We start from the raw sequence: 21,738 nt of genomic DNA, 5'->3' as shown, positions 1-21,738 counted from the left end.
TAATTATCTATGCAGATTGGTATACTTTATTACGTATCCGTTTTCGAGGAAAAAGGCAGTGAGATTAGGTGATTTAATATTTCGACTTATCGCGTTGACAGCTGCTTTTTTCTTGCCACATGCAGCCGCTGATATGAAAAATACAGAGCTTTATAGCATTAAAAGTCAATCAAAAGCACATGTTCAACCCGCTATCGAGCCTCAGTCAGGTCTGGTAAATGCAGAAGGCGTCAATACAGTGCTAGCGCATTGTAGTGCATGTCACTCACCTTCTCTTATCACTCAAAACGCCATGAGTCGTGAACGTTGGTTAGAGACCATTCGCTGGATGCAAGACACGCAAAAGTTGTGGCCACTTGGTGACGCTGAACCCGTGATTCTCGATTATCTATCAACTTGGTATGGACCAAAAACAAGTGCTCGACGCCCCAATCTAGCTCCTCATTTACTACCTAAAACTGGCTCAGCTCACATTTCGAAGAACTATACCAATCCGCATGGATAATTACCCACTCAGCGAGAGTTAAAATGTTCGTAATCGCGGCGTGTTACCGCAGGTATAGTGGTTCTACATCAAAGTGACACAACAAAGAGTACGGACATTTTAAACTTGCCAGCACCTTCTGAGTGGGCAATTATCTATGCGAATTGATATTAATGCTTAAGCTTCTTGATTTTATTCCGATATTTAACCTGTAACGCTACTTCAGGCTAATAGGTAAAGGTCCTGAAAATCTGTTAATGTTAAAACTATTTCATAAATACACTGGAAACCATAAATGTTTGTATCTCGCAGTAAATACGAAGAAAAAGAATCGCAAGTGCGAGCGTTAGAAGCAAAAGTTCAAGACGCGTTAGATAAAATAGAGCGGCTCGAAGCTGAAAACAGCCAGCTTATTAACACAGTAGAAACTGCGAGAAATAAAAGCACGTCACTATCCGATTCGACCGTGGTGAGATGTTTAATCGATGCGCTGAGGCAGCTCGAAGGCGTCAGAGAAACCGTACTAAGCTCTTATGAGCGAATCAATGCGGAAAGCCAATCGATAGTTAATATCAATGATTTGTTTAGCGATTCAGCTTCCACCTTAAATAAGATTGTCTCAGATATGAGTGGTCTTAATGTACAAATGGTTAGCATGAGCGAGCGAATCTCCGGGCTGTCGACGACGGCAGACAACATCAATAAGTTCGTGACGACCATTACGAGTATTTCTGATCAGACCAACCTTCTTGCACTTAATGCAGCAATTGAGGCTGCGCGCGCCGGAGATGCGGGAAGAGGCTTCAGCGTTGTGGCCGATGAAGTTCGTGCACTAGCGACTGAGACCAATAAATCTGCGACGGAAGTGTCTGAGCTCGTCAATGGTATCATCCAGTCTACGTCTAAAGCAGTCTCAGGTGTAAATCAGCTGCGTGGTAACAATGAACAGCTTGAGAAAGGCATCAACCAGCTAAACGGAAGCTATGAAACGATGGTGCAACATTGCGATAGTATGAAATCGACTATCAGCGAAGGTGCGATGTCTACATTTATCCAAACTGTTAAGTTGGATCACGTGGTATGGAAAGCGGATGTCTATTCTGTATTGTGTGGATATAGCAGTAAGTCGCTCTCAGAGTTTAGTGATCACGCAAGCTGTCGCTTGGGGCTATGGTATCGAGACAACGCAAGTAAACCCATAGGGCAAACGGCCGCGTTTAGGGAGATAGAGGCCCCACATGCCAAAGTTCATAGCTGCGGTATTGCAGCCATTCAGGCTAAACAACATGGCAATGATGCTGAGTCTGATGCTAAGCTATTAGAAATGGAACAGGCAAGCGAACGGGTAATGACGCTACTTGATCGTCTAGTTAGTCAGCATAGTTAAAACTATGTACGATTGAAACGTAAGCAGTAATATTCATCGTTAGCATATAAAACGTTGGGCTTTTAATTGAGTGACACATCGCAATCCTCTGAGCAAGAGCGCATTTTAGCGTTAGAAGCCCGCGTTAACTCTTTAGAGCGTCAGTTAAAACGCCAGAAAACCGCGCGAAAAAACGCGGAATCATTTCTCGAAACCTACTCCCAAGATGCTTATCTTGCCAACCAAGCGCTACGAAAGGCCCTAAGTGACTCAAAGCAGCGCGAGCGCGAGTTGCTCTATCTTAATCGCACGGCATCTGAACTCACTTTGGCGAAGTCTGGGGAAAGTTTTATCTTTTCTGCATTGGAGTCTGCCGTTGAATTTAGCGGTGCTTTTTGTGGTAAAGCCTTTTCGGTGAAAAACGAAAAAGTATGCATAGGCAATGACGACCGTGTTTTGATGCATGGCCACGGCTGGGTAACCTCTCATGCTTTAGCGGAATTGATGTTTGAAGAGACACCGTTAGATTTAAGAGAAGGCTACTCTCATTGGTGTGTAAGTGTTGTGACAAGACCTGACACCAAGAAAGAGGCTCGCTTGTTACACTTCATGCACGAAATGTCAGAGGGTGAATATACGTGGCTGGTACTGCTAACTAAAGATGATCAACTCGATGAAGAAACGCTTTATGTCCTAGACACCACCAAGCATTATCTGAACATTACCTCTCGATATCAAAATAAAAAAAGTGAGCTGTCCATTCGACAGCTTGAATTGAGTCGCATCAAAAAAGATCGGGATTTTTTAGAAGAGAGACTGGTGAGTGCAGACAAAATGGCAATGCTAGGGCAACTTGCCGCAGGTATTGCGCATGAAATCAATAATCCCATTGGTTATGTACGAAGTAACACTGTGGTGGCAAAGGAAATATTCAACGAATACCAGCGTGCGCTCGATGAAATCGGTAGCCTGTGTAAATTAGCCGGTGGTGAAATAGAAGAAAAGTTTTTGCAGCTTGAGAAACGCTATGCACTGCGAGAAAGCGCTTCAGAAATAGCTGAAATGTTTGATGAATCCCACGAGGGAATTGAGCGTATCATTGACATTGTCAAAGCGTTGCGATGTTTTTCATATCCGGGGTCGGGCAAACATTCCCAACTCAGTGCCATCGAAGCAATGAGTACCGCCATCAAGCTTACAAGCAACTTGCACAAATACCGAAACAAAGTTGTGTTTGAAGCACCTGAAAACGATATTTTCTTCAGTGGAAATTCGGGTCAAATTCAACAAGTGTTGGTCAACCTACTCACTAATGCAATCCATGCAACCCCCCAAGACAAAGGAATAAACTTACGAATAGAGAGCGACGACAGTAACTTATTTCTTATTATTGACGATGAAGGCGAGGGCATGTCGCAAGAGACCTTAGACAAAGTCTTCACCCCCTTCTTTACCACCAAACCAGTGGGGCAAGGAACCGGGTTGGGAATGTCAATTTCAATGACCATCATCGAAGAACATAATGGGAAAATAGATATAGTCAGTGCAGAGGGCAAAGGAACGAAAGTTACTGTCGTTTTGCCTTTAAACTAAAGTTTAAAGCCATATTCTAACTTCATGATAAAATTAAATATTTCTCTAATTCACTTAACTTACTAGACAGAAGCGTTTTATGATCTAGTCTTATGAGAAAGCAATGATCCTAATGTAAAAGGATTTTCGCATTGCGAATCGGAGAACGTATTAGATGAGAAATAACCAGCCAATTACTCAGAAGGAATATAAGTTTCCTGCACACCACCGCCTTATCTCCTCTACCGACAAGCGAGGCGTTATACAGCATTGTAACGATGAATTCGTCGAGGCAAGTGGTTTTAATAGAGATGAATTGATTGGCAAGAATCACAACATCATAAGACACCCTGACATGCCTTCTGCGGTTTTTAAGGAGATGTGGCGCACTTTGGAGTCTGGTCAAAGTTGGCTAGGACTGGTCAAAAATCGAAGAAAAAATGGTGACCATTACTGGGTATCGGCGTTTGTAACACCGGTTTATGATGGCAAGGCAATTGTGGGATATGAGTCCGTCAGAGTACCTGCTTTAAACAAAGAAATAGAGCGAGCAACTCATGTCTACGCGAGGTTACAAGAAGGAAAATCTGCAGTATCACCGGTCTCTCGCTTTGCGAATATGTCTAAACAGTTGCTTCCTTCATTGCTTACGGGTGTGTTTTTAGCGATTCTGCTAGGGGTTACGCATGGCTTTGTTGCTGGTGCGATAGCATTTATTGGAGCGCTAATATTAATGGCGGTTCAACAATTACAAAGTAAGAAAGAATGGAATGCCATACTGTCACTTAGCCCAGAAAGCTACACGGATGAAACAGTCGCGCAGACTTACTTTCCTGATCGAACTCATATTGCCCGGGTAAAACTTGCTATTGGGTGTGAGCTTGCGCGTAATCGCACAGCGCTAACGCGGATAAAAGATGCATCGGCGAGCTTAGATAAAATTGCCAAGACGACCCACGAACAAGCGGAAGGGACCAGCGCATCCGTTGTTCAGCAAAATCAAGCGACACAACAAATTGCTTCTGCAGTTACGCAAATGAGCCAGGCTATCCAAGAGGTTGCAGAGCGTGTCGAAAGCAATGCTAAAAGCGCCCAGTCTGCCGCGGAAAACGTGGCAACGGGTAATAAAAAAGCAGAGCAGGCGATGCAAGCAATTGTTGAGCTGCGCGAAGCCGTTCAGTCTATATCAAAAACCGTAACAGAACTTGCTCAATCAACGACGGATATAGGCGAGGCTGCAAACATTATTTCTACTATCGCAGAGCAGACCAATTTGCTAGCGCTTAACGCGGCCATTGAAGCGGCAAGGGCAGGTGAGCAAGGGCGCGGGTTTGCTGTAGTCGCCGACGAAGTGAGAACATTAGCGTCAAAAACGCGCGAGTCCACCGATAAAATTCACAATATTATTAGTGAACTCGCTGAACGCTCAGAGCGCGCGGTACGGGTTTCAAATGAAGGGCTTGCGTCTGCTGAGAAAGGCAGTGCAATTGTTGAAGAAACGCGAGGCGCGTTATTTGAAATCAACACTGCCGTTAAAGGTATTGCTGACGCCACTGTAGAAATGTCGTCTGCGGTCGAAGAGCAAAGCACGGTCGCTGAACATATTAATCAACAGCTCGTTGAAGTTGCAGATGGTGCATCAGAAACACAGCGCTCATCAGAGGCGTCACTGGTTGCAAGTAACGACTTGCGCAAAACGGTAACGCAAGTGAATGAACTTATTATCCGTTTTAGTACAACAGGAAGGGTGGGAGAGTAAATCGCCCACCGCATTAGAAATACTAGTGTTGACTTAAACCTGCATGCAAGCCGCGCTTGTAAGCCGCGATAGCCGGCAAAAGAGAGACGAGGTAAGTGCAGCCTAATATCAGCAGTAATATAACGCCACTGCTTTTGCCGAATAATGGGCTGCTTAAAAACAGCCCATAAGTACTGCTCAGCCAGGGTTTAAGCATGCTCATTAATCCGGCAACGACCCCAATACTTAAAGCCGCACTTAGTATCGTTAGCACCATAGCTTCAATTTGAACCAGTAATAGCAAGGTAAAAGGACCAGCGCCAATCGTGCGCAGTATTGCTATCTCTTGATAACGCTCACGCATTGTTGCCAACAACATTGTAGCAAGTCCAATCAGCGCACAGACGACAATCAATCCTGATAGCCCCAGTAGCAAAGCTTCGACATTACCCATTATTTGCCACAACTCAGCTAGCGCCATACCCGGTAAAATAGCCATTAGCGGCTCATTCTTGCTTTGATTGATTTGGTACTGGAGTTGAAGTGCGGCGGCGCGATGTTTAAGCCCTAACATAACAACAGACACCGCCTTTGGCGTGAATGCATTGCTTTTGACATCAATGGATGTAAGCTCATCATGCTCATGCTCATGCTCATGCTCATGCTCATGCTCATGAGCCGAATTACCTTGATTTTCAGCCTGTCTCCTAACCAGAGAGACCGATGTTCGCTGTGGCGCTGAATGCGCCTCCTCCAGGCCCTGAAGTGTAACGTAAAGAGCCTTATCTACGGGTGTTCCTGTTTTCTCAAGTACGCCAGAAATAGTAAATGGATGGTTGTCGTGGTTATTAAAAGAAACATTACCTAAGCCGTGAGAAATCACTATTTTATCGCCAACGCTATAGCCTAGTTTTGACGCTATATCAGCCCCAATAACGGTAGACAAAGATTGGGTAAATACGTCGCCTTGTGACAAGGCTAAATGCTGCATATCACCATATTTAAAATGTTCGAAGAAGCGATTTGTTGTACCAACAACGCGGAAGCCGCGATGTGTATCGCCCAATGAGAGAGGTATTAGCCACGAAACTTGGCTGTTAGATTGAAGCGAGGCAATACTTTTATAGTCAATGCCTTTTGTTGGCGTGCCAATATTAAAGACTGAAGACAGTAACAAATTAAGTTGCCCGCTCGGCGCGCCAACAATAAGATCTACGCCGGAAACCGTGCGGGTAAAGCTTGTTTTTACCTGACTACGAACAATATCAACACATAGCAACAAGCTGATACTAATCGTAATGCTCAAAAGTGTGAGTAGCGCGGTTGTTTTTCTGCGTTTTAAACTTTCAATTGCGATAGTACTTAGCATCAGACTGGCTCCTGCGTAGGCTCCGTCTTTCCTTCACTGCAAGAAGTGGCGCGACTGCGAGAAAGGCGACTGAGTTCAGAGATGCTGCAGTGACGGTCGAAATAACGCTTCATCGCCATGTCATGACTGACAAATATCATGGTACTGTCGGCCGCTACGTCTTTCAGCAGAGACATAAAGCTGTCTCTCGCCTCAGCATCTAGCGCTGATGTTGGCTCGTCGACAACTAACAGTTGAGGGGCATTAATGAGTGCACGGGCTATCGCAACACGCTGTTGCTGGCCAATACTGAGCGCATCAGCTTTAGCGTGTAACACACTATCGGGAAGCTGAAGTCGATTTAACAACTGATATGTTGTTGTTTCAATTTGGCTTTTGTTCTTGTTTTTTCCTGTACCAGCAAAGTACACCGCCGCATTAATATTTTGCGCCACAGAAAGGTAAGGAATGAGGTTAAACTGCTGAAAGACCACGCCGATATTGCGTGCTCGAAATTTGTCTCTTTGTCGGTTAGACAATGACGAAAAAGGCTGCTCTAGTAATGTAATAGTGCCTTTGGATGGGGTTAACGTCCCGCAGAGTAAATTGAGTAAAGTACTTTTACCGCTACCAGATGGACCGGAGAGAAAAACATGCTCTCCTCGCGCTACCTGCCATTTTTCAATATCGAGTATCGGTTTACTTTCTTTTGAATATGCAAATTGCAAGCTAGTAACTTCAACTGCAGTGACACACTGTTTTTTCTTGTGTTGCGCGTTTTGCTTTTGCTCACTTATATTCACGTTTCGCTCGACCCATGTATACATCATAAAATTCGTAGACGCAGAAATGAGCGGACAGCCCATCACAATCAAAAATAAGCTACCGCTTTACCGCCATGTTATCAAATAACATGGCGGTAAAGCGGTTATTGTTCTTATTATTTGCTTCTACTAACGAGGTAATGAATCAGAAACCTAATATTAGCTAGCCGTTTGCTTTAAGTTTGACTACTTCAGCGCTCTCGTCTTCTAATACGCTTTCAGCCGTTGCACCTTTGAATATCTTGCTAATTTTATCTTTGTTTTTCGATAGCATGATAGTGAGTTCTTCTACGACACTGTCTTCAAGCTTAATGCCTTTAGCATGGATATAGTCCGCTAGGTTGTCTGCTGCATCGAGCATTTTGTCATACTGATCGGCTTCTTTTTTGTCGGTAGTTACCAATTTTTCTACCCCTTTGTGCGTAACAACATACTGTGTGGTAATGGCCATGGTAGGTCCCCTATTTACGAAAGAGATAAAAACTGTACAGTATTTAACTGTATAAATAAACAGTGTTTAAAAAATATTTTTGGATAGTACCGCCAATAAATTAGCGTATTATACTTTATAAAAAATGAAGTTTTTCTGATACAAACATTTCCATTGAAGGTTCAATCAGAATGGTAATTTTTATGCCATCGGCCTAGCGCTAAATAGGATGGACAGACACTACTTTGGTTCATCTACCTATCAAAAATTAATAAGGCGACTGATATGAGCAAGGAACTTGCGCGAGAGATAAAAGCGGTAGCTACCATAGATGCGATTCCACATATTATGGAAATATTAGCGAACAGCTTTCAGCTTCGGTTTATTTGTGTCGCAAGGGTAACTGAGCAAGCTTGGACCATGTGCGCCGTGTTAGATAACGCAGATTTCGGGCTAAAGCCTGGTGACCACTTGGATATAGACACAACGTTTTGTCGCACAGTGCGTATAAATAGAAAAGAAATAGTGATTAATCACGCATCTGCTGATGCAGAATACTGCGATAATCCAATCCCTATTATGTACGGTTTTGAAAGTTACTTCTCTTATCCTATTTACGATGCAAACGGTGAGTTCTTCGGCACTTTGTGTGGTCTTGATCCCGAGCCAAGAGAGCTTCGCAACGAGATGACTCATGGCCAGATTAGTGCTTTTGCAAAACTCATTTCTAACCAAATACAGCTAAACGAACATATTGAACAAACCCATAATCAACTGGATGATGTAAAAAATATGACGCGTCTGCAGGAGCAGTATATCGCTATATTAGGTCACGATATTCGTACGCCGTTATCTTCCATCCATATCGGTATTAATTTTTTAGACGACATTATCAAAGACAGTGAAATAGCTAGTTCGATACAAATCCCTGTGTTTAAGGCGGTGTCGCGTATGAAAAACAGCGTGCAAAGAATGGCGCGCTTGATAGATGATACAATGGATTTCACCTATAGTCGGGTGGGTAAAGGACTGCCAGTAAAGCTTGATGTTTCAAAAGACCTTACGAAACAAATACAGTACACAATTGAAGAACTGGCCACAACATATCCTCAAGCTACAATTAATGTTCACGTTGATATTGCTAATCAGGTTGTTTGTGATGAAAAACGAATTTGCCAGTTACTGTCTAATTTATTGAAAAATGCGTTAATTCACGGTGACCAGGCGCATCCCATCGATGTAAAAGTTATCACGAGTCATACTGACTTTATATTGAGTGTAAGTAATAGTGGAAACGTCATCCCAGGCGAGTCTATGCGAAGACTATTCCAGCCTTTTTGGCGCAACGAAGAGAATGAAAAGCAAGAGGGGTTGGGGCTTGGGCTTTATATCGCATCTGAAATAGCAAGCGCTCATCATGGTGCAATAGACGTATCATCAGATTCTAAAAAAACCGAATTTACGTTCACCTTTCCTTTAAATAGGTCGATTTCAAAATTTGTTAACGATGTCGGCCATAGTTCGCTAATGTCTTCTCGCTGTTGATTAATGCTTGTGCAACTACTTTAGTGTGCGTATAATGCGCGCCCTTACAGCCAACCTAATTCGTTCCTTGTCTCCATACAGTCGGCTGTACTGTCGAGGCTACAACCGTAAGGAGCTATAATGCGTCATTACGAAATCGTATTTATGGTTCACCCTGATCAGAGTGAACAAGTACCTGGTATGATCGAGCGTTATACCACAATCCTAAAGCAAGACGGTGGTCAGATTCATCGTTTAGAAGATTGGGGCCGTCGTCAACTGGCTTACCCAATTGAAAAGCTGCACAAAGCCCACTACGTACTAATCAATGCTGAAGCGTCTGCAGAAGCGGTTGATGAACTGGAAAATGCTTTCCGTTTCAACGACGTGATCCTACGTAACATGGTTATGCGCACTAAGACTGCTGTGACTGAGCCTTCTCCAATGATGAAAGAAGAGCCACGTCGTGAGCGTCGTGACGATTCTGCTCCTCGCCAAGACCGCGCGGAAAAGAAAACTGAAACCACTGAAGACAACGCTTAAGGAGATCACCCATGGCTCGTTTTTTCAGACGTCGTAAGTTCTGCCGTTTCACTGCAGAAGGTGTGACTGAGATTGATTACAAAGATATCGCTACTCTTAAGAACTACATCACTGAGAGCGGTAAAATTGTCCCTAGCCGTATTACTGGTACAAGCGCAAAATATCAGCGTCAGCTGTCTTCTGCGATCAAGCGCGCACGTTTCCTTGCGTTGCTTCCGTACACTGATTCACACAAGTAATTTGGCGAATATAAGGGTTAGCTAAGATGAATATCATCCTACTAGATAAAATCGCCAACCTTGGCGGCCTGGGCGACCAAGTGACTGTTAAGTCTGGTTACGCTCGTAACTTCCTTTTCCCACAGGGTAAAGCGGTTCCTGCAACTAAAGACAACGTTGAAAAGTTCGAAGCACGTCGTGCTGAACTTGAAGCGAAAATTGCTGAGCAACTAGCTGCTGCTAACGCACGCGCTGAAAAAGTTGCTGAGCTTGCTGAAGTTACAATCGCAGCGCCTGCTGGTGACGAAGGTAAACTATTTGGCTCTGTTGGTACTCGTGACATCGCTGATGCAATCACTGCAGCTGGCGTAGAAGTACAAAAAGCAGAAGTTAAACTACCTACTGGTACTCTTCGTGAGACTGGTGAGTATGACATCGACTTACAACTTCACTCTGACGTTATCACTTCAATCAAAGTGATCATCATTGCTGAAGCGTAATCGCTGACGTATTTGAAAAAGCCGCTCCTAGAGCGGCTTTTTTTTGTTTTGAATTTCCCTTCAAGCTGAAAAAGAAGCCTAACTTAAAAAACTTTGCTTTCACGGCATTTTCTCATGTAAGTAGTAGAGCAGAAAAAACTGATAACGTTTTAGATCTGTTAAAGTAAATTGATATACAGGCTAGCGAAGGTGAGGCAATCAGAGTGCCAGGTAACATTGGTGGCTCAATTCAATCTACTTTTGTTACAAATTTACTGTGATGCTGATGCTTACTCGCTTTACACTAGCTGTTTACTGATATCTTAGTGCTAGCGCGAAACTAAGGTTTTCTGGTTTTCAGCACCATTAAGTAAATGATACATCAATGCGGCGGCCCGTTAAGCGCCTCGCTTACTAGGTTGGAGCTACAAGGACGCGATATCAAAAATGGAAATGGGTTTGAAGAAGTTGACGACGTTGCTGGCATTACTAGTTGTAGTAGCCAGTGTTATGACAGGTTGCGCCAGTTCTAATTATGTCACTCAGATTGAAGACGAAAATGCGGTAATCAAGTACACCGACGAGCCGGGTTATGAGGACCGATTCAGCAATATTTACGACGGTTTTAAAGCATACCCCGTCACGTGTAAGCATGATTGCTACCCGGTATCTGCCGATATTGAATGTGAAAGTGACATGCAAAATTGTCAGTTCATTGGCAATAACCCGACGGTGAACTTACACACCGGTTTTACCGTTACCTGGTTAGGGCACGCCAGCTTTTTACTTAACACCGCAGGTGGCGAGCAAATACTTATCGACCCCGTGTTTGGCCAGTTTGATTGGCCCGTTAACTGGGCTTTTCGATTGGCGGAAGGATTTAGCCGCAAAGAACCTGATAAAGTAGGTGAAGACAAGCTCGCTCAAACCGATGCAGTGGTCTATTCCCATATCCATTATGATCATTTTAATAAGGCCGATATTGCCGAATTAGGCACAAAGCCAGAATATCTTGTTCCGTTAGGTTTCGCAGATCACTTTCCTGATAGAGGCTATACCATTAGCGAGATGGCTTGGTATACCAGCAAAAACGTAGGCAAAACCTCTATTCACTTCATGCCCGCCCATCATTTCAGTAACCGAATTTGGGTGCCTTATTTGTACGAGGACGACAATGCTACATTGTGGGGCGGTTGGTTATTTAAGAGTGAAGGCAAAACATTGTTCTTTGCGGGCGATACGGGATATTCACCGCACTTCAAAGATATTAAAGCTCGCTTTGGGGAAATCGATGTTTGCTTGTTACCCATAGCATCTTATTTCAGCGAAACCTCTCCTAAATGGTATCGCAAAGTACATACTACGCCCGAAGATGCCATTGTTGCGGCCCAAGACCTAGGCTGTAAAGCCGTAGTGCCTTGGGGCTATGGAAATGCTAGCTGGATGATGGGAGACAAAACCTCACATTCTGCGCTGTTTCGATTGATGAAAATGAAGCAGCAGCTAAATCCTTCTATGCCGTGGATTATTTTGAATGAAGGTGAGCGAGCGTCTTTCTAAGTTCAGCCTCCACATCAAAGGCCTATTTATCCGCAATTCTATCTGCAATTTTTTGGCATTTTCCGCGCCACTCATCGTCAAGCGGCTCAAGTTTTGCGAGCTTTTGAGCCAGTGCTTTGTCGGCTTTGGTATGAGTGCACTGCATTAAGGTGTGAACATTAACCGTATCGTCTTCGCGGTGAAGTAGTGTTACTTCGTCGCCAACGTTAATCGTTCCGGTTTTAATAACTCGGTAGTACCAGCCTGTGATACCCCGTTCGCCGACAAATCTATCTAAATTGGGAATGTTGAAACGTTGTGAGATTTTACTGCAGGGCGCGCGGGGTGCACTTACCTGCAGTTCTACATTGCCGAACTTCCAGATATCGCCAATGTATACGGTGGCATCATCCATGCCCTCTACACTGATGTTTTCACCAATACTGCCCAACGAAAAATCACCTTCAGGGAAGTGTTTTCTTAATGTCAGATAGTTGGTGGGATTGAACTGATGTAGCACTTTTTCCGGTCCACCGTGAAGGCGTTTGTTGGCCTGTTCGTCTTCATCGGTTCCATCTATGTGTACCGTTAATGAGTCGACGGGGCTTTTCATAATACTACTCGGTGCCCCACGAGGACCGAGTGGTTGAGGTTTTCCAGCAAACAAAGCATTAACAGTAAATGTGGCAGACATGGTATCTCCAAAAAATATTTTTGTGCATTTAAACCTTTCTACTATAGGGTACGACTAACCTTATAACTCTAACAAGTGCTAATGCTAATCAGCACCACAAATAACAAAGAGAAAAGAATGGAACACACACAACAACGTGTTGTACACGCCAATGTGGTGTTTGGTAACAAAAGCGAAGATGAGCTGATATCTAGAGCGAAAAGGGGCGATAAGCAGGCGTTTAGGTCCCTTTACGAAGAACATATCGGACGAGTATATGCGCTTTGTTATCGGCTAACAGGTGAAAAGGGAATGGCAGAAGATGCTTCGCAAGAAGTCTTTATTCAGCTATGGAAAAAGCTTGGCAATTTTGATGGCCAAAGCCAATTTTCTACGTGGCTACACAGTGTCACAGCAAACATTACCATTTCCTATATGCGTAAACAGAAAGGCTGGGTGCAGCGGATGTTCAACTTGGAAAACAGCGGTATTAACGAGATGCCGGCTGAGGGAAATAGTACTGATGTGGATTTAGAGGCACTGGTTATTCGCCTTCCTGAGCGAGCTAGAATGGTCTTTGTTCTTCATGCCCTTGAAGGTTACCGACACGAAGACATTGCCAACATGTTGAACATGGCAGCGGGCTCAAGCAAAGCGCAATTTTTCCGTGCTAAGCAACTATTGAAAGGTTTTATGGGAGTCGATGATGAGTGATTTTGATGACAAGCTTGCTCAGCATATTTCTGAGCTATCAAAAGAGAAGCAGCCCGAGCGAGATCTGTGGCGAGGCATAGAGCTAGGTATAGCATCAGCTCAAGATAACTCATCTAATGAGGACGCTATATCAACTACGGTTACATCGAGACATTGGATAGCGATAGCCGCAAGCGTTTGTTTCGTCACTGTATTGTGGTTCGCTGCGCCGTTTGCGTTTAAAGCAGATGAAAGTAGAAGCGATGGCTATGCAATGATTGACGCAATGAGTATGCAGCAACAGCAACAAGTAAATAGTCTTCTCGCTAGTTATCAAAGTACTACAGCGCTAACTGAAGACTGGCAAGAACAATTAAAAGAATTGGACGATGCCGCAGATGTGATCAAAGCGGCGTTAAAAGACGATCCGGACAACTCAGCATTAATCAAAATGCTGCATCACGTATATCAACAGCAAATTGCCTTAATTGAGCGAGTGCACGCGCCAAAGTGGCAGCAAATTTAATAAGGGTTTAACGATGAATATAAATACGAAAAATACGCTATTGGACAATTTTATGCACACGTTTAAGGCATCTATGAGCACTAAAATGGTATTAACAGCCATGTTACTGAGTACGGCAACAGCAGCCTTTGCGGGCGAAAAGGTGGAAAAAACCATCGATACGTCGTCTTCGCCGAAAGTAGACATTGAGCACATTAACGGAAAAGCGGATATTCGAGTTTGGGATAAGTCCCAGGTTCGTGTCACCGGTGAACTTGGGGAACAAACCGATGAGTTCATCTTTGAAAGACGCGGAGATATCGTGGTCATACACGTTGAAGTGGAGCGTCATTCAAAGGGCTGGTTCGATAAAGGTGAAGATGGAGACGACCTTGTTATTTATATACCTTCGGCAAGCGACCTTCATTACACAGCGGTTAATGCAGACCTTATTGCAGAAGGTATAACAAAAGCGGTTGACGTTGAAGTTGTGAATGGCGATGTCACACTTAAAAATATTGGTGAGCGTGTAGAGGTTGAATCGGTCAATGGCGACATTGTTCTTGAAAATGTGAGAGGCCGGTTAGAGGCGGAAACGGTAAACGGTGAAATTGAAGCGACACACTCAGGCAACACGCCTGTGAGCTTTGCTTCGGTAAATGGCAAGCTCGATATCACCTCCGATAGCCCAGATGTATCGTTAGAAACAGTAAATGGCCGAATTGATGTATCCCTCCAAGCGGTCGATGTCTTGCAAATTAATACTGTTAACGGACGCACTTTCGCAAGTTTAGGGCTTAACAAAAACGGGAGTGTTAAGGCGAACTCTGTGGGCGGCGCAATGGAATTCGTCTTTCAAGACGGTGTATCTGCACAATTTGATATTGAAACCCATGCTGGCGGCAATATTGTGAATAATATAAGCGATGAAAAGTCGCAAAAGCCGAAGTATGGCCCGGGTAGCTGGCTACGTTTTCTCCATAACGGAGGTGCCGCAAATGTAGACATCTCTACGGTACATGGTCGTATTGAAATAGACCAAAAGTGAATAAGCTATAGGTAAGCCAATTGAAACTTTAGGTTGAAAAAATGTTTTTAGTCCACATTTATTAATCAGAGATGTGGTGATTACTGAAAAGCTGCGAGTAACCGCAGCTTTTTTGTTTGGCCGCTAAAATGTGTGATTCGACGCGTAAAAGTAGCAAAAGTAGCAAAAGTTGGTTTTAAATGCTCTTAGGGCGTGTTGATCTTTGCTGTACGAATTATGGTCTATATGAAAGCATGTTAATCGCGAAACAGCCCTGCTGCAAAAGTGCACAGCATAGATCAACACCGCCTAGATACACAGTAGATATGCTGTGCGCTATGCCTAGAAAATTGCACAGCTAACTATTTTATAAATGGAGGTCAAATTGAGTATTGTTGGACACGTCAAAAGGTTTTGGCGATTTCATAGCCTAATCATCGGTGCGTTCGGGATATGTGCGCTAACCTTAGGTTGTGCTGTTCAAGAGCCGGCTTATTACGAAGGAACTTGGGTTGTCACTAAGGCCTACAATGTCGGTATTAGTGCCCATTCATCCGCAGAATCAGAGCAGTTTCTTGGCCGGTCCGTCACGTATGAACAAAATACTGCAAAGTTAGACCAGGCGCTCTGTGAGTCTCCTGTATATACAGCCGAAAAGATGACTGGAGAAGATTTTCATGCCGCATTTGGTTTGGCGCCGTCGTCACTCGATTTTAGCGATGACAAAATTATCCAAGTCAATCTGACTTGTTCAGATAACCGCGCCGTTATTGGTTCTACGCTGATTTTTCAAGAAAACAGTCACGCGTATACGCTCGTAGATGGCACTTTTCTAAAGTTAGAGAAAACCCTTTAACCATAGATGTCTTTTTATGCTATCGCAGTAAAAGAGCAGCTTCCTTAGTTGAGAGATGATCGTTAAAAGCGCATAATATCTAACTGACTTTTGTGCATTGGAATAGGTTAACGTCGTGGCGTCTGCGTCTAAAAACGATAAAAGTGTTGAGAAATTGAAGGTTCCACCTCATAGCATTGAGGCTGAGCAATCTGTTCTTGGCAGCATGCTTATCGACCCTGAAAGTTGGGACAAAGTTGCAGAAAGAGTCACTGACAATGACTTTTACAACCGTTCCCACCAGATCATCTTTCGTGCAATTACGCGTTTGCTAAACAGCAGCCAGCCTATTGATCTTATAACGGTTTCTGAAGAGTTAGAAAAACACGACGAACTTGAAGACGCAGGTGGCTTTGCCTATCTAGGTGAACTTGCTAAAAATACACCGAGTTCTGCAAACGTAGCGTCTTATGCACAAATTATCAGTGAACGTGCTATCACCCGTGAGCTTATTGGCGTGGCGCATGAAATTGCTGAAGTTGGTTACAACCCAGAGGGGCGAGACAGCGCTGATATCCTCGATCTCGCAGAAAGCAAAGTATTTGAAATTGCCGAGCGCAGAACGGGAGAGAATGAGGGGCCTCGTGATGTGGAGTCTGTTCTCGGTAAAACCATTGACCGCCTTGAAGAATTGGTGAAAACCAATAAAGAAGTGACGGGTGTTACAACGGGTTTTACTGATTTGGACAAAATGACCAGTGGTTTGCAGCCATCCGACCTTATTATTGTGGCTGCTCGTCCATCAATGGGTAAAACCACGTTCGCCATGAACCTGATTGAAAATGCGATGATGGCAGAAGAAAAACCTGTGTTGGTTTTCAGTCTTGAAATGCCCTCAGAGCAGATCATGATGCGTATGCTCGCATCGTTAAGCCGGGTTGATCAAACCAAGATTCGTACTGCACAGCTCGATGACGAGGATTGGGCGCGGATTTCTAACACCATGGCTATGCTCAAAGATAAAGATAGCTTATTTGTGGATGATTCTTCGGGACTTACGCCTATGGATGTGCGAAGTCGGGCCCGCAAGTTAGCGCGGGAGCGCGGTGGCATCAGTCTTATCATGGTGGATTACTTGCAGTTAATGCGGGTCCCTTCATTGAGCGATAATCGAACATTAGAAATTGCTGAAATTTCGCGGTCACTTAAAGCGCTGGCGAAAGAACTCGAAGTGCCTGTTGTCGCGCTTTCTCAGCTCAACCGTACGCTAGAGCAGCGTGCTGACAAGCGCCCTGTTAACTCTGACCTTCGTGAATCTGGCTCAATTGAGCAGGACGCCGACCTTATCATGTTCATTTATCGTGACGAGGTGTATCACGAGAACAGTGAATATAAAGGCATTGCAGAGATTATTATTGGTAAACAACGTAACGGCCCTATAGGCACTTGTCGACTCACGTTCCAGGGGCAGTTTTCGCGTTTTGATAACTATGCAGGTCCTGCAATAGCCGACGAATATTGATGTGCTTTGCCCAGCGCTTTTTGAGTGGGCAATGATCTATACGGATTGATATAAGGCGAATACGGTTTTACGTTATTTTCAGCCTGCCAAAAATGACAGACACAAAAAAGGCGCCAGTCGGCGCCTTTTTTCAATTCAAATGAATTACTTTTCTTCAGCTACTTTCACTGTGTCTTTAACTGTCACTGAAATGCGACGGTTAACACGGTGTGCTTCAGCGTTGTTGCCTTCGTCTAGAAGCTGAGTTTCACCGTAACCGATGGTCTCTAGGCGAGAGCTGTCGATACCGTACATGTCTACCATAACTTCTTTGAAGTTAGCAGCACGACGCTTAGAAAGGTCCATGTTGTATGCTTCAGTACCTGGTGCAGAAGTGTGACCTTCAATTACCGCCGTTGTTGAAGGATACTGCTTCATGAATTCAGCGAATTCTGAGATTTCTGGATCTTTTGGCATTTTAACAACAGCACTTTCGTTGTCGAAAAGAACGCGTAGTGTGATTTCTACGGTTTCTTCGTCAAACACTGTACAGCCTTTCGCATCAACTTTTACGCCTGCCGGTGTGTCAGGGCACATGTCTTTGCTGTCTACAACGCCGTCATTGTCAGCATCTTTGATTGCACAGCCAGTTGCGTCTACTTTAGTGCCAGCTGGCGTGTTAGGACACTGGTCTACACTGTTTAGAACGCCGTCGTTGTCGTTATCAACGCTACAGCCTGTCGCGTCAACGCGAACACCAGCTGGCGTCATTGGGCATTGGTCTTTACCGTCAACAACGCCGTCGTTGTCGCTGTCTTTAGGCGCAGAAGGTGTTGCTTTGCCAAACGGCACAGCTAGACCAAGCTTTACGCTGTAATCGTTGTAATCTTCACCAAAGTCGTGATACGCAGCGATTTCTGTAATTAGCTTAACATTCTCATGAACATTCCAGTGCTTACCAATACCGATATTACCAAGCGTGGTAGAATCAAGTACTGCCTGGCGCTTAACACCACCAAATAAGTACCATTGATCATTAGGCATAAAGTACATTACATCAACGCCAGTCATTTCGCCGTCATCGTCAGCAGAATTACCATTTACATCTGTGTAATCTAACTCTAGCGCAGTGAATTCAACACGAGCAGCCCAGCTTTGTGTAAAGCGAAAACCATATTCTAATGACAAACCAACGCCATTATCGTCTGCTACGCCGCCGTCGAACGGTCTAGATTCGTCTGTGTTGTAATACATTGCAGAGCCGCCAAACCAGCTTTTGTAAGCAGGCTCAGAAGAGTCTTGAGCAAATGCACTGGTAGATGAAAGTACAGCAAGAGATAGCGCTGCCATTTTAAAGTGTTGTTTCATAGTCACATCCTGTTTAACGTTGAGTGATTATCGATTTTAGATAATTTTGTGTTGTGCTTAGTGAAATACACTAGCACAAATTGTGCCATTTATAATATGGGTTAGGCTGCAATCCCTTGTAATGTGGCAATAATAGTTCGTCTTCCACCATGATCTCGGTGTTCGCCGAGCATGATACCCTGCCACGTGCCAAGTGCAAGTTTGCCTTGTTGGACAGGAATAGTAAGTTGACAGCCTAGTATACTCGATTTTAAGTGTGCAGGCATATCATCTTTACCTTCATAAGTATGCCTGAAAAAAGGAAGCTCCTCTTTTACACTATGGTTGAAAAAAGCCTCCATATCTTGGCGTACGGTCGGGTCAGCATTTTCGTTTATTGTTAAACTAGCGCTGGTGTGCTGAAGAAATAAATGCAGTAAGCCAACCTCGACTTGACGGATGCTCGGCAAGGCTGATTCAACGAGGGGAGTAATCAGATGAAAGCCCCTCGGGTAACTATTGAGTGTAATTTTTTCAGACTGCCAGACATTATTTGTCAAAACAAATTTCCAAATACGCTAAGCCTTCATCACACATAAAGGGAAGTATGATTTTAGCGCCGTCTACCTGATGGCTAATGGTGTGTTGCTTTCCCGATACGACAATCGGGGTGGCCATTCCAAATTCATAACCGCGTTCAGCGAGATCGCGCTTTGCGTTACCGCAAATCATGTTGGTCACTTCACCAACCATATCACCCACTTCAGCATCAAGTTTCTCAGGACGCTCGCCTACCATCCTCTCCATAATTGTAAGTGCTAGAGACTCTTCAAAAGTGATAGACATTGACCCTCTAACATCGGGGCCTACCATGCCAATAAGCCCTGAGACATCACCTTTAGCTATATCGTTTTGCTTACGCTTCGGCTTTCCAGGTGTTAGTTTTGTCTGTGCCATTGTTTCAAGCACATTGAGAAGCCCAGCGATAAACGGGTTCACAAAATCAGCATTCATGTACACTCTCCAATTCAGATTGCGCTTCCGTTTTTTGACAATCGGCACACAGTCCATGCGCCTCTATAGTTTGTTTTGATATTTTAAAACCATGTTGCTGAGCTTGACTATCAAGGGTGTCTTTTAGCCCCTCAGACTGTATTTCGGCGACATCACCGCAGCTATCACAAATTAAAAACTGGACGGGGTGATTACAACCAAAGTGATAGCACGCAACAAAAGCGTTGGTCGACTCTAGACGATGTATTAACCCAAAATCCAGAAGAAAATCGAGAGCGCGATAGACGGTTGCAGGTTTAGCGCTAGACTCAGTTTCTTTCAAAGAGTCGAGAAGTTCATAGGCACCCATGGGGCCGTGCTTTGACACAAGAATTTCATACACCTTTTCTCGTAGAGGTGTGAATCTAGCGCCGCGCTGTTCGCAATACGCCCGTGCCTTATGAATAAGTGTGGTTTTGTTCATTGATGATAACCGTAAACTCGACTTTCATTATTATATTAACGTGTTACTTCTGGATCACGTTTGTTTGTGTGTACGTGAGCTATCAACTCATCTTCCAACATGAACCGCTCTTCCAGTGTTTCACCTAGCGATGCTAAGGCTGAATCTAAATCAGCAGCCTGTTCAAGCGTTACTGATTGTGCAAACGTATCATTAAATGCAAGAGCGGCGTCAGTCGTTTTCGACAATTCGGGATAGAGCTTGTCTCTTAAGTCGAGACCTTCTTTATCATTTTCCACTAAGATGTCAAAAACCTCAAAGTGTCCTGCAGACAAGTAATCAAGCAGAGCGCTACAGAAACGCGTAATTTCGTCGGCATCCGGTAAACACTCACTTTGCTTGTTAATACCTGCCAATTCACAAAAAGACACTAACAGAGCTTGTCTGTCCATCAACCATCGGTCGATAACATGACTTTTACCACCCCATTTAGATTTAACGCTTTCTAGCTGTTGCAACATATTGATGTGCTACTCGTCTGGCGACAATAGCGTCAGTATAACACCGTGCTCTTGCGACACAAATTTTGCTAGAAAAAGTTCAGATTTAGGGCGTTACGATTACTCCCGTCGAGTAATAGTGTACTATTTTAGGGTAAGACTACAGAGGCGATGTGTATGATGATTAAACTAGACGAGGCGAAACTCACAACCCAACAGGCAATGTGGGTGCTATTTAGTCGAGGAAAATTAGTTGTTCAAGAGTCGTCAGAGTCTATTCCTATCGCTTATTTGAGTGAAATCCCGTTTTTAGCGTCCTACATCGACGATATCCATCAACTCCCCCCTTTGAATGAAACTGCCCATCGAGATGTACCCGTTTTTGTGGTGGATTTAGGGGCAGAGCATATTAATGAACCCGGTTGGGAGCGTGTATCGTTAAGACAACTTCTTTTTGCTGAATATGATATTGCTTTCTCGGTCATCGGAAGGGCATGGCAATACATACATTTCTTACGTACTCACCAATTTTGTGGCCAATGCGGATCGAAGGCGGAGCGAGTAGATTGGGAAATGGCAATGCACTGTCATCGTTGTCAGCATCGTAGCTATCCGCGTGTTTCACCGTGTATCATCGTCTCAATTCACAATAACGAAAAAATACTGTTAGCGAAGGGAGTTCGTCACAGAGAGTCCAATATGTACTCAACATTGGCAGGCTTTGTTGAAAGTGGGGAAAGTCTAGAGCAAGCAGTGCACCGAGAGGTATTTGAAGAAGTCGGGGTTAAGGTGAAAAACCTGCGATACTACCACAGCCAGCCTTGGCCATTTCCACACTCGCTTATGGTCGGATTTATTGCTGAGTACGATGAGGGGGAAATCCGCTGCCAAGAAAACGAAATAGACGACGCACAGTGGTTCGACATTGATAATCTGCCAAATATTCCACCGAAAGTGTCAATCGCAGGACAGCTTATTGCAGAAACGGTGTCTCTGATCGGCAACAAATAAAAAACCCTGCTGAGGCAGGGTTTCAATAAGTTTAGCACGGTCCCATTCGAGGGCTTCTTTTATTTAAGTGTTATATTGATAACAAACCCCTTTTATTAGTGCAAGTAATTTTTTCAAGGTTTATT

General features: G+C 44.1%; 24 protein-coding genes. 15 read left to right on the top strand and 9 right to left on the bottom strand.

The window, feature by feature from the left end; translation table 11 throughout:
• The first annotated feature begins 133 nt into the window (after positions 1-133).
• From GVO63_RS12810 to GVO63_RS12795, 4 genes are all read left to right on the top strand, one after another.
• Positions 134-505 (top strand): hypothetical protein, encoded by a 372-nt coding sequence (locus GVO63_RS12810; RefSeq protein WP_159580360.1) that lies wholly within the window; start codon positions 134-136, stop codon positions 503-505.
• Between the two features lie 274 nt (positions 506-779).
• Positions 780-1,871 carry a methyl-accepting chemotaxis protein gene (locus GVO63_RS12805; RefSeq protein ID WP_159580358.1) on the top strand — a complete coding sequence of 364 codons (1,092 nt, stop codon included), beginning with the start codon at positions 780-782 and terminating at the stop codon, positions 1,869-1,871.
• Between the two features lie 66 nt (positions 1,872-1,937).
• Complete coding sequence (locus GVO63_RS12800) at positions 1,938-3,443, top strand: sensor histidine kinase (protein WP_159580356.1); 1,506 nt, start codon at positions 1,938-1,940, stop codon at positions 3,441-3,443.
• Positions 3,444-3,597: 154 nt separating this feature from the next.
• On the top strand, positions 3,598-5,181 hold the full coding sequence (locus GVO63_RS12795) for a PAS domain-containing methyl-accepting chemotaxis protein (RefSeq protein ID WP_159580354.1): 1,584 nt from the start codon (positions 3,598-3,600) through the stop codon (positions 5,179-5,181).
• A 22-nt stretch (positions 5,182-5,203) separates the two neighbouring features.
• Here the strand turns inward: GVO63_RS12795 and GVO63_RS12790 are convergent, their stop codons facing one another.
• The 3 genes from GVO63_RS12790 to GVO63_RS12780 all read right to left on the bottom strand — a co-directional run bounded on the left by GVO63_RS12790 (position 5,204) and on the right by GVO63_RS12780 (position 7,783).
• Positions 5,204-6,529: an ABC transporter permease gene (locus GVO63_RS12790; RefSeq protein WP_159580351.1), complete on the bottom strand. Its 1,326-nt coding sequence runs from the start codon at positions 6,527-6,529 to the stop codon at positions 5,204-5,206.
• Positions 6,529-7,338: an ABC transporter ATP-binding protein gene (locus GVO63_RS12785; RefSeq protein ID WP_159494025.1), complete on the bottom strand. Its 810-nt coding sequence runs from the start codon at positions 7,336-7,338 to the stop codon at positions 6,529-6,531. Before GVO63_RS12785 ends, GVO63_RS12790 begins: the two co-directional genes overlap by 1 nt.
• Before the next feature lie 157 nt (positions 7,339-7,495).
• Entirely contained in the window at positions 7,496-7,783 is a 288-nt protein-coding gene (locus GVO63_RS12780) for a YebG family protein (RefSeq protein WP_159494026.1), read from the bottom strand.
• Positions 7,784-8,047: 264 nt separating this feature from the next.
• On the opposite strand from GVO63_RS12780, the gene GVO63_RS12775 reads away from it, so the two are divergent.
• The 5 genes from GVO63_RS12775 to GVO63_RS12755 all read left to right on the top strand — a co-directional run bounded on the left by GVO63_RS12775 (position 8,048) and on the right by GVO63_RS12755 (position 12,086).
• Positions 8,048-9,307, top strand: coding sequence for a HAMP domain-containing sensor histidine kinase (locus GVO63_RS12775; protein WP_159580349.1), 1,260 nt, complete (start codon positions 8,048-8,050; stop codon positions 9,305-9,307).
• 120 nt (positions 9,308-9,427) lie between these two features.
• Positions 9,428-9,829 (top strand): 30S ribosomal protein S6, encoded by a 402-nt coding sequence (rpsF, locus tag GVO63_RS12770; RefSeq protein ID WP_014951120.1) that lies wholly within the window; start codon positions 9,428-9,430, stop codon positions 9,827-9,829.
• Positions 9,830-9,840: 11 nt separating this feature from the next.
• Entirely contained in the window at positions 9,841-10,068 is a 228-nt protein-coding gene (gene rpsR, locus GVO63_RS12765) for a 30S ribosomal protein S18 (RefSeq protein ID WP_012519954.1), read from the top strand.
• Positions 10,069-10,094: 26 nt separating this feature from the next.
• Positions 10,095-10,547: a 50S ribosomal protein L9 gene (gene rplI, locus GVO63_RS12760; protein ID WP_012519953.1), complete on the top strand. Its 453-nt coding sequence runs from the start codon at positions 10,095-10,097 to the stop codon at positions 10,545-10,547.
• A gap of 426 nt (positions 10,548-10,973) precedes the next feature.
• The gene (locus GVO63_RS12755; protein WP_159580347.1) at positions 10,974-12,086 is read left to right on the top strand and encodes an MBL fold metallo-hydrolase; all 1,113 of its coding nucleotides are present in this window, start codon (positions 10,974-10,976) and stop codon (positions 12,084-12,086) included.
• Between the two features lie 22 nt (positions 12,087-12,108).
• Here GVO63_RS12755 and GVO63_RS12750 read toward each other — a convergent pair whose 3' ends face one another.
• Positions 12,109-12,759 carry an MOSC domain-containing protein gene (locus GVO63_RS12750; RefSeq protein WP_159580345.1) on the bottom strand — a complete coding sequence of 217 codons (651 nt, stop codon included), beginning with the start codon at positions 12,757-12,759 and terminating at the stop codon, positions 12,109-12,111.
• A gap of 117 nt (positions 12,760-12,876) precedes the next feature.
• Here GVO63_RS12750 and GVO63_RS12745 point away from each other — a divergent pair, with 117 nt between their 5' ends.
• The 5 genes from GVO63_RS12745 (at position 12,877) to dnaB (ending at position 17,320) form a co-directional block, all read left to right on the top strand.
• On the top strand, positions 12,877-13,452 hold the full coding sequence (locus GVO63_RS12745) for an RNA polymerase sigma factor (RefSeq protein WP_159580343.1): 576 nt from the start codon (positions 12,877-12,879) through the stop codon (positions 13,450-13,452).
• Positions 13,445-13,957, top strand: coding sequence for a hypothetical protein (locus GVO63_RS12740; protein ID WP_159580341.1), 513 nt, complete (start codon positions 13,445-13,447; stop codon positions 13,955-13,957). Before GVO63_RS12745 ends, GVO63_RS12740 begins: the two co-directional genes overlap by 8 nt.
• 13 nt (positions 13,958-13,970) lie before the next feature.
• Entirely contained in the window at positions 13,971-14,984 is a 1,014-nt protein-coding gene (locus GVO63_RS12735; protein WP_159580339.1) for a DUF4097 family beta strand repeat-containing protein, read from the top strand.
• Between the two features lie 364 nt (positions 14,985-15,348).
• Positions 15,349-15,819: a hypothetical protein gene (locus GVO63_RS12730; RefSeq protein ID WP_159580337.1), complete on the top strand. Its 471-nt coding sequence runs from the start codon at positions 15,349-15,351 to the stop codon at positions 15,817-15,819.
• Between the two features lie 115 nt (positions 15,820-15,934).
• A complete protein-coding gene (gene dnaB, locus GVO63_RS12725) occupies positions 15,935-17,320 on the top strand; it encodes a replicative DNA helicase (RefSeq protein ID WP_159494030.1) in 1,386 nt (461 codons plus the stop codon).
• Positions 17,321-17,464: 144 nt separating this feature from the next.
• On the opposite strand, the gene GVO63_RS12720 is transcribed toward dnaB, so the two are convergent.
• From GVO63_RS12720 to rsd, 5 genes are all read right to left on the bottom strand, one after another.
• Entirely contained in the window at positions 17,465-18,667 is a 1,203-nt protein-coding gene (locus tag GVO63_RS12720) for an OmpA family protein (RefSeq protein ID WP_159494031.1), read from the bottom strand.
• Between the two features lie 101 nt (positions 18,668-18,768).
• A complete protein-coding gene (locus tag GVO63_RS12715) occupies positions 18,769-19,206 on the bottom strand; it encodes a secondary thiamine-phosphate synthase enzyme YjbQ (RefSeq protein WP_159580335.1) in 438 nt (145 codons plus the stop codon).
• Positions 19,196-19,660 carry a chemotaxis protein CheX gene (locus tag GVO63_RS12710; RefSeq protein WP_159494059.1) on the bottom strand — a complete coding sequence of 155 codons (465 nt, stop codon included), beginning with the start codon at positions 19,658-19,660 and terminating at the stop codon, positions 19,196-19,198. Before GVO63_RS12710 ends, GVO63_RS12715 begins: the two co-directional genes overlap by 11 nt.
• On the bottom strand, positions 19,650-20,123 hold the full coding sequence (locus GVO63_RS12705; RefSeq protein WP_159580333.1) for a transcriptional repressor: 474 nt from the start codon (positions 20,121-20,123) through the stop codon (positions 19,650-19,652). The genes GVO63_RS12710 and GVO63_RS12705 overlap by 11 nt, the downstream gene beginning before the upstream one ends.
• Before the next feature lie 35 nt (positions 20,124-20,158).
• Entirely contained in the window at positions 20,159-20,623 is a 465-nt protein-coding gene (gene rsd / locus GVO63_RS12700; protein WP_159494034.1) for a sigma D regulator, read from the bottom strand.
• 156 nt (positions 20,624-20,779) lie between these two features.
• Here rsd and nudC point away from each other — a divergent pair, with 156 nt between their 5' ends.
• Complete coding sequence (gene nudC / locus GVO63_RS12695; protein WP_159580331.1) at positions 20,780-21,613, top strand: NAD(+) diphosphatase; 834 nt, start codon at positions 20,780-20,782, stop codon at positions 21,611-21,613.
• Positions 21,614-21,738 lie beyond the last annotated feature (125 nt).

Source organism: Alteromonas sp. KUL106 (assembly GCF_009811415.1).
Taxonomy (GTDB): domain Bacteria; phylum Pseudomonadota; class Gammaproteobacteria; order Enterobacterales; family Alteromonadaceae; genus Alteromonas.
Note: the sequence above shows the minus strand (reverse complement) of the source record. Positions and strands in the feature narration are given on the sequence as shown.

Bases quoted from the DNA above. Each gene is read 5' to 3' on its own strand.
- GVO63_RS12775 (WP_159580349.1), top strand. From the start codon at position 8,048: ATGAGCAAGGAACTTGCGCGAGAGATAAAAGCGGTAGCTACCATAGAT.
- GVO63_RS12755 (WP_159580347.1), top strand. From the start codon at position 10,974: ATGGAAATGGGTTTGAAGAAGTTGACGACGTTGCTGGCATTACTAGTT.
- GVO63_RS12740 (WP_159580341.1), top strand. From the start codon at position 13,445: ATGAGTGATTTTGATGACAAGCTTGCTCAGCATATTTCTGAGCTATCA.
- GVO63_RS12805 (WP_159580358.1), top strand. From the start codon at position 780: ATGTTTGTATCTCGCAGTAAATACGAAGAAAAAGAATCGCAAGTGCGA.
- GVO63_RS12790 (WP_159580351.1), bottom strand. From the start codon at position 6,529: ATGCTAAGTACTATCGCAATTGAAAGTTTAAAACGCAGAAAAACAACC.
- GVO63_RS12785 (WP_159494025.1), bottom strand. From the start codon at position 7,338: ATGATGTATACATGGGTCGAGCGAAACGTGAATATAAGTGAGCAAAAG.
- rsd (WP_159494034.1), bottom strand. From the start codon at position 20,623: ATGTTGCAACAGCTAGAAAGCGTTAAATCTAAATGGGGTGGTAAAAGT.
- GVO63_RS12795 (WP_159580354.1), top strand. From the start codon at position 3,598: ATGAGAAATAACCAGCCAATTACTCAGAAGGAATATAAGTTTCCTGCA.
- GVO63_RS12720 (WP_159494031.1), bottom strand. From the start codon at position 18,667: ATGAAACAACACTTTAAAATGGCAGCGCTATCTCTTGCTGTACTTTCA.
- GVO63_RS12735 (WP_159580339.1), top strand. From the start codon at position 13,971: ATGAATATAAATACGAAAAATACGCTATTGGACAATTTTATGCACACG.
- GVO63_RS12780 (WP_159494026.1), bottom strand. From the start codon at position 7,783: ATGGCCATTACCACACAGTATGTTGTTACGCACAAAGGGGTAGAAAAA.
- rpsF (WP_014951120.1), top strand. From the start codon at position 9,428: ATGCGTCATTACGAAATCGTATTTATGGTTCACCCTGATCAGAGTGAA.
- GVO63_RS12750 (WP_159580345.1), bottom strand. From the start codon at position 12,759: ATGTCTGCCACATTTACTGTTAATGCTTTGTTTGCTGGAAAACCTCAA.
- rplI (WP_012519953.1), top strand. From the start codon at position 10,095: ATGAATATCATCCTACTAGATAAAATCGCCAACCTTGGCGGCCTGGGC.
- GVO63_RS12705 (WP_159580333.1), bottom strand. From the start codon at position 20,123: ATGAACAAAACCACACTTATTCATAAGGCACGGGCGTATTGCGAACAG.
- GVO63_RS12810 (WP_159580360.1), top strand. From the start codon at position 134: ATGAAAAATACAGAGCTTTATAGCATTAAAAGTCAATCAAAAGCACAT.
- GVO63_RS12745 (WP_159580343.1), top strand. From the start codon at position 12,877: ATGGAACACACACAACAACGTGTTGTACACGCCAATGTGGTGTTTGGT.
- rpsR (WP_012519954.1), top strand. From the start codon at position 9,841: ATGGCTCGTTTTTTCAGACGTCGTAAGTTCTGCCGTTTCACTGCAGAA.
- GVO63_RS12710 (WP_159494059.1), bottom strand. From the start codon at position 19,660: ATGAATGCTGATTTTGTGAACCCGTTTATCGCTGGGCTTCTCAATGTG.
- nudC (WP_159580331.1), top strand. From the start codon at position 20,780: ATGATGATTAAACTAGACGAGGCGAAACTCACAACCCAACAGGCAATG.